This is a genomic window from Pontibacter populi (assembly GCF_019336435.1).
GTDB classification, from domain to species: Bacteria; Bacteroidota; Bacteroidia; order Cytophagales; family Hymenobacteraceae; genus Pontibacter; species Pontibacter humidus.
On the sequence record NZ_JAHWXQ010000002.1, the window covers coordinates 828,224 to 841,600 of the forward strand.

Annotated in this window: 15 protein-coding genes; 4 read left to right on the top strand and 11 right to left on the bottom strand. The window is 44.5% G+C overall.

Features of this window, described 5'->3' with window-relative positions:
• Positions 1-178: 178 nt before the first annotated feature.
• From KYK27_RS10100 to KYK27_RS10150, 11 genes are all read right to left on the bottom strand, one after another.
• On the bottom strand, positions 179-763 hold the full coding sequence (locus tag KYK27_RS10100; RefSeq protein WP_199109892.1) for a hypothetical protein: 585 nt from the start codon (positions 761-763) through the stop codon (positions 179-181).
• A 128-nt stretch (positions 764-891) separates the two neighbouring features.
• Positions 892-1,584: a fatty acid desaturase gene (locus tag KYK27_RS10105; RefSeq protein ID WP_199109893.1), complete on the bottom strand. Its 693-nt coding sequence runs from the start codon at positions 1,582-1,584 to the stop codon at positions 892-894.
• Between the two features lie 21 nt (positions 1,585-1,605).
• Positions 1,606-2,457, bottom strand: a complete 852-nt coding sequence (locus KYK27_RS10110; RefSeq protein WP_199109894.1) for a 4-hydroxy-3-methylbut-2-enyl diphosphate reductase — start codon at positions 2,455-2,457, stop codon at positions 1,606-1,608.
• A gap of 7 nt (positions 2,458-2,464) precedes the next feature.
• Positions 2,465-3,163, bottom strand: a complete 699-nt coding sequence (locus tag KYK27_RS18510; protein WP_199109895.1) for a lycopene cyclase domain-containing protein — start codon at positions 3,161-3,163, stop codon at positions 2,465-2,467.
• Between the two features lie 74 nt (positions 3,164-3,237).
• Complete coding sequence (locus tag KYK27_RS10120) at positions 3,238-3,771, bottom strand: hypothetical protein (RefSeq protein ID WP_199109896.1); 534 nt, start codon at positions 3,769-3,771, stop codon at positions 3,238-3,240.
• The gene (locus KYK27_RS10125) at positions 3,771-4,604 is read right to left on the bottom strand and encodes a phytoene/squalene synthase family protein (RefSeq protein WP_199109897.1); all 834 of its coding nucleotides are present in this window, start codon (positions 4,602-4,604) and stop codon (positions 3,771-3,773) included. Before KYK27_RS10125 ends, KYK27_RS10120 begins: the two co-directional genes overlap by 1 nt.
• Positions 4,605-4,625: 21 nt before the next feature.
• Complete coding sequence (locus tag KYK27_RS10130; protein ID WP_199109898.1) at positions 4,626-6,116, bottom strand: phytoene desaturase family protein; 1,491 nt, start codon at positions 6,114-6,116, stop codon at positions 4,626-4,628.
• Positions 6,117-6,145: 29 nt separating this feature from the next.
• Positions 6,146-6,658: an RNA polymerase sigma factor gene (locus KYK27_RS10135; protein ID WP_162427031.1), complete on the bottom strand. Its 513-nt coding sequence runs from the start codon at positions 6,656-6,658 to the stop codon at positions 6,146-6,148.
• Between the two features lie 227 nt (positions 6,659-6,885).
• Positions 6,886-7,761 carry a MerR family transcriptional regulator gene (locus KYK27_RS10140; protein WP_199109899.1) on the bottom strand — a complete coding sequence of 292 codons (876 nt, stop codon included), beginning with the start codon at positions 7,759-7,761 and terminating at the stop codon, positions 6,886-6,888.
• A complete protein-coding gene (locus tag KYK27_RS10145) occupies positions 7,742-8,227 on the bottom strand; it encodes a sterol desaturase family protein (RefSeq protein WP_199109900.1) in 486 nt (161 codons plus the stop codon). The genes KYK27_RS10140 and KYK27_RS10145 overlap by 20 nt, the downstream gene beginning before the upstream one ends.
• A 49-nt stretch (positions 8,228-8,276) precedes the next feature.
• Positions 8,277-9,050: an enoyl-CoA hydratase/isomerase family protein gene (locus KYK27_RS10150; RefSeq protein ID WP_199110231.1), complete on the bottom strand. Its 774-nt coding sequence runs from the start codon at positions 9,048-9,050 to the stop codon at positions 8,277-8,279.
• Positions 9,051-10,156: 1,106 nt separating this feature from the next.
• Between KYK27_RS10150 and KYK27_RS10155 the strand changes: the two genes are divergently transcribed.
• The 4 genes from KYK27_RS10155 to paaC all read left to right on the top strand — a co-directional run bounded on the left by KYK27_RS10155 (position 10,157) and on the right by paaC (position 13,304).
• Positions 10,157-10,735, top strand: a complete 579-nt coding sequence (locus tag KYK27_RS10155) for a TetR/AcrR family transcriptional regulator (protein ID WP_233150365.1) — start codon at positions 10,157-10,159, stop codon at positions 10,733-10,735.
• A gap of 83 nt (positions 10,736-10,818) precedes the next feature.
• On the top strand, positions 10,819-11,805 hold the full coding sequence (gene paaA, locus KYK27_RS10160) for a 1,2-phenylacetyl-CoA epoxidase subunit PaaA (RefSeq protein WP_199109901.1): 987 nt from the start codon (positions 10,819-10,821) through the stop codon (positions 11,803-11,805).
• A gap of 105 nt (positions 11,806-11,910) precedes the next feature.
• Positions 11,911-12,549 (top strand): phenylacetic acid degradation b, encoded by a 639-nt coding sequence (locus tag KYK27_RS10165; protein ID WP_199109902.1) that lies wholly within the window; start codon positions 11,911-11,913, stop codon positions 12,547-12,549.
• On the top strand, positions 12,549-13,304 hold the full coding sequence (gene paaC / locus KYK27_RS10170) for a 1,2-phenylacetyl-CoA epoxidase subunit PaaC (RefSeq protein WP_199109903.1): 756 nt from the start codon (positions 12,549-12,551) through the stop codon (positions 13,302-13,304). The genes KYK27_RS10165 and paaC overlap by 1 nt, the downstream gene beginning before the upstream one ends.
• The last annotated feature ends 73 nt before the right edge of the window (positions 13,305-13,377 follow it).

Below are 13,377 nucleotides of genomic sequence, written 5' to 3' on the forward strand. Positions count from 1 at the left end.
CAAAAACAGCAGCACTCTTGCGCTGGTGGCTTAACAACTATAGCTGTGAAACAGGGAAAAACACTCTACCTCCAGCGCAGAATCAACTATAAAACCAACAGAAACAGACAACTATAAACTAAAAAGGGGAGCTTTTGCAGCTCCCCTTTTTAGTTTATAGTTTGATCGTATCGTTTATCTAAAATTTGAACCCGACATGCACGCCAATGGCAAATATGGGAGTACCATTTGTATAGTAATTATACCCAATCCGCCAGCCGGCTACCCCGCTTCTCAGGAAGTTAAAATCGTTTTCCATAAATCCATTAAAACCGATATCTGACGTACGAATGTGAGCAACCGATCCGTCTACAGTACCTTCTTCGGCATCAGAGTTAATTTCAGAACGGTGCCTTGCCGCCCCTCCTACTCCTAAACGCAGGTTTATAGTTTCTTTCTGTATCAGATCGACGCTGGTTTCTAAGCCGCCCATGTAAAAGGTGTTTTTAATGGAATAGATCTCTTTGCCCTTGTCGTAACGGGAAGCAGTGAGCAACCCAAGGTTAAGACCTACTGCCACGCGCTCGCCTAGGTAATGGCTAAACTTATTATGAAACATAAGTCCCTGGCTGTCAAACTCCGATAGCCAGACAAAGCTTATGCCTGATACAAAGGTATTGGGATCTTTGCTGGTGGCACGTTTATACCCATCGGCATAGCCGTTAAAACTGGCTAAAACAAAGAAACACAGCAAAGCAAAAGAAACTACTATAGATTGGCGCATAAAGCTGCTGATAAGGATTAAAACGAGTTGATGAAGGTTCAGGCAAAGTTGCTAGTCATACGCAATCCAGATACCCACTGTTACACCCTGCTACATTAAAATATCCGACTATTTCAATGTAGCTATTTTCAGCGAATCTTTGCTTTGTATAATTGCCACCAGGGCAGGTAGGGTTTATCGTGATGCTCGTAGTGATACCCGAAAAAATAGCAGCTCAGAAATGCCCATAAGTGATTTTTACGCTGCGTTCCTGATTTATGCGGATTATCGGCTTCGTGTTCGCCACGGTGTGGCAGGTAGGTACCAAAGTAAAAGAGCTGAAACGTAGCAAATACGGCCGGCAACATCCAAAACATAATCACATTCTCCACCGGGAAAAAATACTTCAGCACATTAAATGTTATGGCCATCAGTAGAAGCTGCCACCATGTTATGTATTGCTTTAGAAAACTAACATACCATGGCCAGAAGGAGCCCTGATGATAATCCGGATCCTGCTCGGTAGCTACATGCTTGTGGTGCTGGTGATGGCGTGGCAGTAAACGTGGATACCAGTTATAGGCAAAAAGAAAAGCCGTTATAGTTCCTATAGTTCGGTTAAGCTTCGGCCGGCCGGGGGCAGCAACGCCGTGCATGGCATCGTGGGCAGTAATAAAAAGGCCGGTATATAAGTGCATCTGCACCAGCATGAAAAGGTAAGGCAGCGGCGAGGCAAAATCTATAGTATAGTTGGTCAGCAGAAAAACCAGCAATCCAACCCAGCAACAAACTATAGTTGCTGCAATTACAATCCCACGGGTATCTCTTTTTAAAGCTGGCATGTGCGCTCGTGCAGAACCTGTTTATACTTCAAGTTTAAGCAAACTATCTCTAACCTGCTCCATCAGCCACATTGGTGTAGATGTTGCTCCGCAAATACCAACTGTATCGCCGGCTTTAAACCAGTCCTGCTGCAACTCTTCTGCTTTCGAAATAAAGTACGAATCCGGATTGGTGTTCTTGCACACCTGGTACAGCACCTTTCCATTGGATGACTTGGTACCTGACACAAAAACGATCTTAGTGAACTGCGCAGCAAACTTACGGAGTTCTTTATCGCGATTAGAAACCTGCCGGCAAATAGTGTCATTAGCATCTACTTCATACCCTTTGGTTTCGAGCTGATCCTTGATACTATAGAAATTATCAGTGCTTTTGGTGGTCTGGCTGTAGAGCGTGATTTTAGAGGGCAACTCATGCTGAAGCAGTTCATCTATATTCTCGAAAACAACAGCCTTGTTATTTGTTTGCCCTAAAAGCCCCAGCACCTCTGCATGGCCGTGTTTGCCATAAATAAAAATGCGGTCGTCTTTATCGTATGAGGATTTGATACGGTTCTGAAGTTTTAATACCACCGGGCAACTGGCATCGATCAGCGTCAGGTTATTGTTTAAGGCAGTCTGATACGTCTCAGGTGGCTCGCCATGCGCCCTGATCAGCACAGCTTCGTTTTGCAATTCCCTGAATTGTGTGTGGTCTATTATCCGTAAGCCGCGGTGCTGCAGACGTTGCACTTCCTCATCGTTATGTACAATATCGCCTAGACAATACAAATAGCCTTTCTCGTCCAGGATATCTTCAGCCATCTGGATGGCATACACTACCCCAAAGCAAAATCCGGAGTTAGAATCGATGGTTACGTTAAGGCGCTGCATATACAGATTATACAGCTGATGGCTGATATTGTTTTAAACTCAACTTATCACGCAAACCCTCATACATAGAGATAGTTAACAGCAGCATCAGCATAGAATACATGGTATCTTCAATGGGGATAGAAACAAGGCGCAAACCAAGGTTATAGTTATCGTTATACCACACTACCGGAAGATAAGTCAACACACCGTTTACTATCAGAAATGGCAGCAGATGCACCAGGTACGCCAGGTAAAAACGCCCAAGATACCTTGTACCGAAATAACGTAAATGTACCAGGTGCAAAATTGCGAGCAGCATAAACGTGATAGACGTGTACCACTTTGCCATATTAAACACAGCTATAGCTGGCAACACAACCATCAACCCTAAGGCTATAGTTTTGACATAAGGCTGCAGCAGATCTCTGGTGATATAGGCATTGAGTACATCATAGATAAAAACGCAGGCATAGGGCACGGTGATAAAGAAAAGAACTTCCTCGAGGGGCAGGTTGAACAGGTAAATACCAGTCAGGTATTCTTCGTTAAATCCCCAGATACCGTTTTTTGTAAACTGTACATCCCAAACTATAAATAACACCGCATTCACGAGTATAGCAGGCAGCAAAGCCGGCCAGTTCCTGTAAAATGCCACCTTCTTATCAAAAGATAAGAGCAGCGGAAACAGGATCGTAAAAATGTTCAGGTATAGATAGATGTACACTTTATTTAATTATGAATTATGAATTATGAATTACGAATGTGTGGAATTAATCATTACTCATTCTTCATTAGCCATTATATTTTCAGGCTTTTTAGCAGCTCTTTTTCTTCCGGAGTGCAGCGTTCTTTCTCTAACAGTACATTTCGCATCGTCTGGGCAAGTGCCGTATTTATTCCGGATTTCGGGTGTTCCACCAAGCCTTCAATAACTATAGCTTTGTCTTCAACCATGTGCTGACTCATGTTAAGATAACCCGGGATGTGGTACTCCACTATGAAGCGCAGAAACCTGATCTCGGGATTTTCCCTGTTCAGCGACACAGCTTCTTCAAACAAGTCCATGGCAGCGTTCAGGTGCTTCATTTTAAAATATGGATTCCAGACATACTTTGCCATTACAGCTTCTGAGGCGGCCTTATAGCTTAAAACCACCGGCTCCTGTCCAGTGTACTTTTCCATTTTGGCATAAAACTCCTTTGCAGCGTCTTCATCTTTACTGGCAGCCAGATATTCTACACGGAGTTCAGACAATTTATAGTTTGTAGCTTTTGCAGCCTGAACTGCCGGCATGCACACTATAAGAAGGATGAATAGTAAAAGTCTGCTCATTAAATTGCGTTTAGTTGATACCTGAGATATGAACTGACCAATAGCGCCAGTTTTGTGTTATCAGGTACTCTTACGCGTTCAGTGAGAATGTGGGTTGCCGGCAGGTTCTGTATTTTGCGGAAAAGCTTCAGGTAATACTTGTACGCCAGGTACACGCCAAGGCGGGCTGTGCGGGGCAATTCCATAATCCCTTTGTAAGCGTCTTCAAAATCTTTGCAGATATCGGCTTCAATTTCTGACTTACTAATGTTATCGAATTGCTTAAAATCTACTTTCGGAAAATATACGCGGCCACGGTCCAGGTAGTCGCTCTGCATGTCGCGCAGGAAGTTTACTTTCTGGAAGGCTGATCCCAAACTACAGGCTGATCCTTTCAGGCGCTCAAACATGGTATCGTCGCCTTCACAGAACACTTTCAGGCACATCAGCCCTACAACTTCGGCTGAGCCATAAATATAGTTGTCGTATAGTTGGTGGTCGTATTGCTGCTCTTCCAGGTCCATTTCCATGCTTCTCAGAAAGGCCTCGATGTACTCCAGGTCGATTTTATACTCATTTACCACACACTGAAAGGCATGCAGTACGGGGTTCAGGCTGATGCCTGTCGCTATGCTTTTATAGGTTTGTTCTTTAAACTCCTGCAGTAACTCCTTTTTATTATGTTCATGAAAAGTATCTACAATCTCATCGGCGCAGCGTACGAAACCATAAATGGCATAAATCGGGAAGTGGAATTTCTGATGCAGCGTTCTGATGCCCAGCGTAAACGATGTGCTGTAAGCTTCAGTAAAGACTTTGCTGCATTTCAGGCAGGTCTGTTTAAATAAATCCATAGGCAGGCGTTAAGTACTTGATTAAACTATAACAGGTGCTTTAAATTCTTTTGCGACTTCATTGGCTACTACCTGCCCTGATATAAGACTTGGCGGCACCCCTGGCCCCGGAACTGTAAGCTGGCCGGTATAAAACAGGTTCTTTACTTTTTTGCTTTTAAGGCTGGGCTTCAGAAGCGCGGTTTGGAGCAGGGTGTTTGCCAAACCATAGGCATTACCTTTAAAAGCATTGTAATCTTGTATAAAATCGTTGTGTGCGTAACTGCGCTTGTAACTTACGAAGGGGCGTATCTCCTGGTTCGTCAGTTTCTCCAGCCTGTCCATCACCAGGTTATAGTATTTCTCTCTAACTTCTTCAGTATCCTTCAGCCCTGGCGCTACCGGTATCAATATAAACAGGTTCTCGCAGCCCTCAGGTGCTACAGTTGGGTCGGTTACAGATGGTGCCGATACATAAAATAAGGGTTTCGTTGGCCACGCCGGGTTGGTGTAGATTTCGTTGGCATGCGGTCCGAAATCTTCATCAAAGAACAAATTATGATGGTGCAGCTTTTTCAGACGCTTACTGATGCCCAGGTAAAAGATCAGAGAAGATGGTGCCATCACCCGCGTATTCCAATATTCATCCGAGTAGCTTTGGTATTGCGCAGGCAACAGGTTCTTTTCTACATGATGGTAATCAGCGCTGGCAACTATAACTTCGGCTTCAAATACGTCGGTAGAAGTAACTATAGTTTTAGCCTCACTGTGTTCAACTATAATTTTCTGTACATCCTGGTTATACTTAAACGTTACTCCTTTCTCTTCTGCCAACTGTACCATGCCTTCTATAATTTTATGCATACCACCCATCGGGTACCAGGTACCAAGGCTGATATCAGCATAGTTCATTAAACTATAAAGGGCGGGTGTATTTTCAGGCAGAGCTCCCAGAAACAGTATCGGAAACTCCATCAGTTTGATGATCTTCGGGTGAGAAAAGAAACGCCGGATATGTTTATGGAAAGACTGAAAAACATCCAGCCTGAGTACATCCAGCAATAATCGCAGGTTTATAAATTCGGTAACGGAACGGCCCGGCTTGTAAACCAGCTGGTTTATACCAACTTCATATTTGTAAGCAGCCTGCTCCAGAAACCTGTCCAGCTGATGCGCGCTGCCTGGCTCCCACTTCTCAAAAAGGGCTTTGAGTTCATCTAAAGAGGCAGGCACATCTACAAAATCATCTTCCCCGAAAACTACAGTGTAGGACGGATCGAGCCTGACCAGATCATAGTAAGCTGCCGTACTTTTACCAAACTTCCGGAAGTAAGACTCGAACACATCGGGCATCCAGTACCAGCTGGGGCCCATATCAAATGTGAAACCCTGTGCAGTAAAACTACGAGCGCGGCCACCAGGCGTACTGTTCTTTTCAAGTACAGTTACGTTGTAACCCTGGTTAGCCAAACTGGTAGCCGCGGATAATCCGGAGAAACCTGACCCAATTACAATTATATTTTTTTCATTCATAAAAGGAATTCAGGCGCTTGTGTTATCTGTTAGTTCTGCTGGTAAACTTTAAGCGATTGCTTCAGTTCTTTGCGCGCTATGTGAATCCTGTTTTTTACTGTCCCGATCGGGATCTGCAGTTTTTCAGCGATCTCGGTATACTTGTAGCCCACATAGTACATCATAAAAGGGGTACGATGCTCTTCGTTAAGGCTGGCAATGGCTTTGTTAATATCGTTCATGACGAAAGTTGCTGTGCCTTTGTTCTGGGTGATGTAGTTTTCGTCAGTATTCAGGTACTGCAGGTACTCTGAGCTGTCGATGTTGCTGCTGCGCTTGGTTATTTTGTTATAGTTGTTGATGAACGTGTTACGCATGATGGTATAAAGCCAGGCCTTCAGGTTAGTTCCTGTTTTAAACTTCTCGCGGTTCATCAAAGCTTTCAGAACGGTTTCCTGTACCAGGTCTTTTGCATCGTCAGTATCGCGGGTGAGGTTAAAAGCCACAGGCCGCAAAGACTGAGCAACTCGTTGTATTACGTTGCTAAATTCTATTGCTGTCATACTTTTTGTTTATACTTTTATCTAAAACTATAAACAAATATACGTAGCTTTCTGAAAATAAAAAGCATTTTGTTTAATTATTTTGTCAAAACGGTTAAACAAAGTTACAACTTCGGCTTTTTATCTAGTAATACTATTGAAATGAGGGGGTTAACGGACAAAAAAAATATGCCTGCCTGTACTCTAAACGGTACGGGCAGGCATTAGTGTATGTGGTAGGTATAAATTTAGCGAAAGAGCTCTGTAAATTCGCGCATGCAGGCCAGTCGTTTCACATTACCAGGGAACACTAACTGCTCCTGCTGTACCAGTATACCATAGATATAAATGGTAGCTTCCGGAAAGGCTTCGCTTAGTTTCTTCAGATAATTCTGCATCTGGTCGCGGTCCGGCGCTGAAGTAAGCACCGTACAGATATATTTAGGCTTGGTAAGTGCATACGTCAATTCCAGATCACTAAACGGCAGGTTCTGCCCCATGTAGATCACCGGGAAATTATGCGACCTTACCACATAGTTCATGTATAGTAACGCCAACTCGTGCAGTTCGCCCTCGGGCAAATATAAAAGGTAAGATGGTGTATCGGGCTTCCTTCGTACTACCTGCCCATCAATGGCAACTATAAGTTTCTGGCGGATCAGGTTGCTTACAAAGTGCTCGTGTGCCGGCGTTATGTTACCGGTTTGCCAGAGTATCCCGATCTTATGCAGGAAGGGATAGACCAGGCGATTCATCGCTTCGGCAAAGCCCAGCTGTAAGGCTACAGTGGAGATGGCCTTATCAAACGCTTCCTCGTCCAGGTCCAGCATAGCCGACATCATGTTGTTGATGTGCTGCGAGCACTCCCCGGGAATCTCGCAAAGCTGCTGCACCTTCTGAATTACCTGATCGGGCTGCATCTGGGCTATTTTTGAGATCTTATAGCCTTTCTCGTTCAGCAACGATACATTCAGGAGTGTTTTCAGATCCTTGTCATCGTAATATCTGATGTTTGTTTCCGTACGTTTGGGGCACAGGATATTATACCGCTGCTCCCAAATCCGGATGGTATGGGCTTTGATGCCCGAAAGATGTTCCAGTTCTTTAATGGTGTACTGCGCCACGTTTATCCTTTTTATTTACTACTTCACTTGCTGCCTTAAAATACCTCGGCGACACCCACAACATTCCAAACGACTCTGAGCCATCTTTCCCGGATGATTTATGATGTACCCTGTGCGCCATGTTTAATGCTTTAAAATAAACATTAGACGTACGACCAAACGCTTTTATACGCCTGTGAATAAATACATCATGAATCAGAAAGTAAGCAACCCCATATAAGGTAATGCCCGCTCCTATCCAGAACCTGTAGTCCAGCGGCTCGCTGCCAAAAATAAAGAACAGCATAGCCAGTGTGCCATACCAGGCAAAAAACAGGTCGTTTAGCTCAAATGCATGATTGTGCCGGGTGTGGTGCGACTTGTGCAGGAACCATAAAAAACCATGTAGTACATATTTGTGCATGACCCAGGCCACGACTTCCATAACTACAAAGGTTAAGAGCATGATTCCGATTCCTGTCAGCATACCCAAGAAACAGCAAGTTTAAGAAATAGTTTTAAAAGTTAAACAGATTTTACCAATTGATAGGCTCTTTGTTGAGGAAAGCGGCAATACCGCGCTGGCAATCTTCGGAGCTTCTTGCCACTGCATTCATCTCGACCGCATATTGCAAACCACCTTCCAGGCTCATTTCCTGCACGCGCGCAATCATCTCCTTAGTTACTTCCATAGATTGCTTGGAATTCTCTACGCATAGTTTCTGTGCGAACGCAAACACACGTTGCTCCAGTTCTTCAGCAGGTACCACATAGTTTACCAAACCATATTGCTCCGCTTCAGCAGCTGAAATCAAATCTCCGGTAAGTAATAATTGCTTGGCCCTGGACTCTCCTATTTTGCGTAACAGAAATACTTTAACGATGGCAGGTATAAAGCCGATTTTTACCTCGGTGTAGCCAAACTTCGCTTCCGGTACTGCAAACCCGAAATCGCAGATCGCAGCCAGCCCGCATCCACCAGCAATAGCATGCCCGTGTATCTGGGCAATTACTACTTTCTTTAAGGTATAGATCAGCCTGAAAAGCTCCATTAAGTGTGTAGAGTCGGCCAGGTTTTCGTGGTAGTCGTTGTCCTGCAGTTTCTGAATGTATTCTAAATCAGCGCCCGCGCAAAACACTTTACCTTCTGCGCGAAGCACTACAACTTTACAGGCTTCATCTTCTTCGGCATAGGCAAAAGCCTGCTTTAGTTCCGACACTACTTCGTAGTTCAGGGCATTTCTTTTTTCTGCTCTTGCCAGGGTGACATAACCTACTCTATCATGAACTTCATAATGCACAAAGTCCATTTTCAGTTTTTCAGCAGATGTGGCAGTATCATTCATATAACTACTATTTATAGTTTGATTGGGTAAGGGTTGGAATTCAAATATACGTAAGACTTGATGTAATGCTCGGGAGATTATGAAGAAAGTCATGAAGCATTGTGGTGCTATTCTTCTAAATATCATTTCGACCTTTAGTATTGGGGATTAATGTCATTCTTATTTTCTCATTATGAGTATTTGATCGAGACGCGAGTAGAAAAGAGCCTTTGCAGTTGTGAGAAATCTTATACAACTATAATTTCTCTTTTGTCAGTCTCTCTTATGTCATTCCGAGTGTAGCGAGAAATCTATCTCAGCTTCATCTCAGCTTCTAGTTCGATTCATTACTATCCGAACCTAGCCTTCCTTTCATAGCTTTCTTTAATCCTGGGAACTCTACTTGCCTATCGTTTCAATTCAGCCTTGGTGCCCTCACGGCCGGGAGGCCCCGTCTTTGGGCATCGCGCGGTGTACATTTCCTTTTCTCGTACCTCGAAATGCCTGCGGCACCAGAAATCTACAAGGCGCTCAACCCAAAGACTGAAACATTTCTCATATTACTATTAAACTATAGTTTGAACTTGCTCGCTTCGAGATTTATCGTGGTGATAATTTTCGAAGGGACAGGTAAACCTGCCCTGCTCGTGGGCATAGACTATAAAACTATATTTCGAAAATTGGTATAGGCAGCAATTGTCCCCTTGAGGGGACTATAGGGGTGTTAAAGCGGCAACTATAAAATGATAGCCACTAACTATAGCAAAGCCGAAATTCCCCTCTCGGGAGGGGCAGGGGTGGGTTAAAACCGTAACTACAGAACTATCTGATGAACCATAGCAAAGGTCTTACCGACCCTCTACCAAGATCCTTTCAGGATGACAGACGCAGAAGTAGCAGAAAAAACTCCCCGCCTTAGATAAGGAGGGGATAAAGGGGTGGTTGGACCACCTTAACTATGAACTATAACCGACAACTCGCTCCAATCCATCAATCCCCTAGATACCATTTTAAACCAAAACCCTCACCTATAAAACCTCGTTATAAAATTTGCTAACGAACGTTAGGTTGTTTACATTTGTTAGTTATATATGGAAGTAATTTTGAGCAGGAAAGAACAAATAGAACAAACAGCTACAGCACTCTTTAAAAACAGGGGGTTTTCGGCTACGTCTATGCGCGACCTGGCAAACCAGCTGGGTATCGAAGCTGCCAGTATTTACTCTCATATCAAGTCTAAAGAAGAGATTCTGCAGCGTGTTTGCTTCCGGATGGCAAATGAGTTTTTCGAAGCTATTGACCAGGCTGATGTACGCAATGCTTCTGCTTCTGAAAGATTGCAAGCAGCCATTATAGCGCATGTAAAAGTGCTGACCAAAAACACGGAAGCATCGGCAGTATTCCTGCACGAGTGGCGCCACTTAAGCGAACCGCACCATGCTGAATTCTTAGCATTGCGTAACCGCTACGAAGTACACTTTAGAGAAATAATTCGCGAAGGTATTAAAGCCGGCGAGTTTAAAGTGCCTGATGAGAAATTTGCTGTCTTAACTATACTTTCGGCCCTGAACTGGATACATACCTGGTATAAGCCCGAAGGGAAAATGAACGCTGAAGAAATTGCCACTAACCTGGCAACTATGCTACTTAACGGACTTAAACAAACTTAATACGCGCCAAATACAAACTAACTAATCGCCGGACCGCCACCTACGGTCCGGCACCTTTACTGAACCTTTAAACTATAAATATTATGTACGGAGGAGGAAACGTTTTTGAAGCGACTAAATTCGATGATGTGCAGGTCGAAGATCCTGCAAAATTAGAAGAATTTGAAGCACGCATTGCCCGCGGCGAAAAGATTGAACCAACCGATTGGATGCCCGAACTATACCGCAAGCAGCTGATCCGCATGATCGAGCAGCACGCGCACTCGGAGATCATTGGCGCATTGCCTGAAGGCACCTGGATCACTCGTGCTCCGGGCTTCCGTCGTAAAATGGCGCAGATGGCTAAAGTGCAGGACGAAGTAGGCCACGCACAGTTGTTATACTCTGCCGCTGAAACACTCGGCAAGTCACGCGAGCAAATGCTGACTGACCTGATCAGCGGAAAATCAAAATACTCTAACGTATTTAACTACCCTGCTTTTACCTGGGCAGACTCTAATATTATTTCCTGGCTAATTGATGCGGGTGCTATAGTTAACCAAATGGCAAATGCCAAAGGTTCTTACGGTCCTTATTCAAGAGCTTTGGAGCGTATCTGTGCTGAAGAAGCTTTCCACCTGAAGTATGGCCACGATGCTGTAGTACATATGGCAACCGGTTCACCAAAGCAGCGCGAGATGATTCAGGCTGCGCTTAACCGCTGGTGGCCACCGATCATGACGTTCTTCGGTCCGTCTGATAAAATGAGCACGCACACCGAAACGCTGATGCGCTGGAAAGTGAAGATGGCGTCGAATGACGAGTGCCGTCAGCAGTTCTTGGATATGTATGTGCCAAAGATCTGGGAACTTGGTTTAACTGTTCCGGATCCGAAACTGAAAAAGAACATGGAAACCGGCCAGTGGGAATTCACCGAACCGGATTGGGATGAGTTTAAGCGCGTGATCAATGGTGATGGCCCCTGCAACGCGGAGCGCCTTGCCGTTCGCCGTACCGCCGAAGAGCGCGGTGCATGGGTACGCAGAGCCCTGCTTAACCCGAAAGCAAAATACGTTCGTCCATTGGCATAGCCAATGCATATTAGAAATTATGAATTAGAAATTGATCTGGATTGCCAAACTATAGTTTGAAACACCCATTTCTAATTTCTAATTTTTAATTCATAATTAAAGACTATGAGCTTAAAGTCACTTGACCCAAGAGTAACGAGATTGAACCTGCCGGAAGGTGAAGTTCCTGCTATGGAGCCGAAACCGGAGCTGGATCAGTTTGAAACATATGAAGCCTTCCATCAGAAAAAGGAAGGTACTGCTTATACTTATGTTGGCCCCGTTCATGCGCCTAACGAAGACGTGGCATTCCTGTTTGCGAAAGAGCAGTATAGCCGCCGTTTTGCCTGCACAGGCCTTTGGATTGCGCGCACCGAGAACATTCAGGTAACCCCTTATGGGAATGATAACGAGAATGTGTACGACACTATTCAGTTCGACGAGCCAACTCAGCGCAGCGAACAACCCGAGCCTTACGAGATCTTCCACCTGAAGAAGCGCGGCAAAGCGCATACGCATGCCGGACGTGTGATGGCAACATCTTACCCGGAAGCATTAGCTGAAGCAAAAAGCGCTTTCGGTGAGAAAGGTCCGATTGTGAACGTGTGGGTAGTAAAATCGAAAGATGTGCTGCAGTCTGCGGAAGAAGACAAGGATATGTGGACTACCATTCCGGAGAAGAAATACCGCGAAGCCATTGCCTACAAAGTAATGGACAAGATCACGAAGTATAAAGAAGAGAACAAACCTACAACTGCGCAATAATGAACGAGCTAGCGATAAAAGACCTGTTATACAAACTGGCAGACGACCAGCTTATACTTGGCCACCGCAACTCTGAGTGGACTGGCTTTGGCCCAATACTGGAAGAGGATATTGCTTTCTCGTCGATGGCTCAGGATAAGATCGGCCATAGTCTGGCATTTTACACCTTGCTGCAGGAACTTGGCGAAGCGGATCCGGATACAGTTGCTTTTACCCGAAATGCCAACCAGTTTCATAATAGCCAGTTGGTTGAATTGCCAAACGGTGAATACGATTTCAGTCTGATCCGCCACTTTTTGTATGACAACGCTGAGATCATCCGTTTTGAGATGCTTTCGCAATCAAGCTACGAGCCTATTGCCAAGGTTGCTACCAAACTGAAAGGCGAAGTAAAGTACCACGTGCTGCACGCTAATACCTGGATCAAAAACCTGGGTTCCTCTACCGAAGAAGCTATCCTTCGTTTACAATCTTCTTTGAATGAAGCATTGCCTTATGCCTTAGCAATGTTCGAGAACTCGAAGTATGAGCAGGAGTTGATCGATGCTGGTGTGTATGCTGGCGAGGAAGCTGTGAAAACTGAGTGGTTGAAGCGTATTCAGGCTGTAATAGATAAAACTGACCTGAAACTTCCTGACCTGGCAACTATAGAACCTAAGTTTGGTGGACGTTATGGAGAGCATACAGAGCACTTGCAACCGCTGCTGGACGAGATGGCCGAAGTATTTAAGATAGACCCAACTGCTGAATGGTAATTTTTTTGACAAAGGATTTTTTGACAAAAGATAAATGACCCTATTCATAATTAATATACCTCTTTTGTCCTTT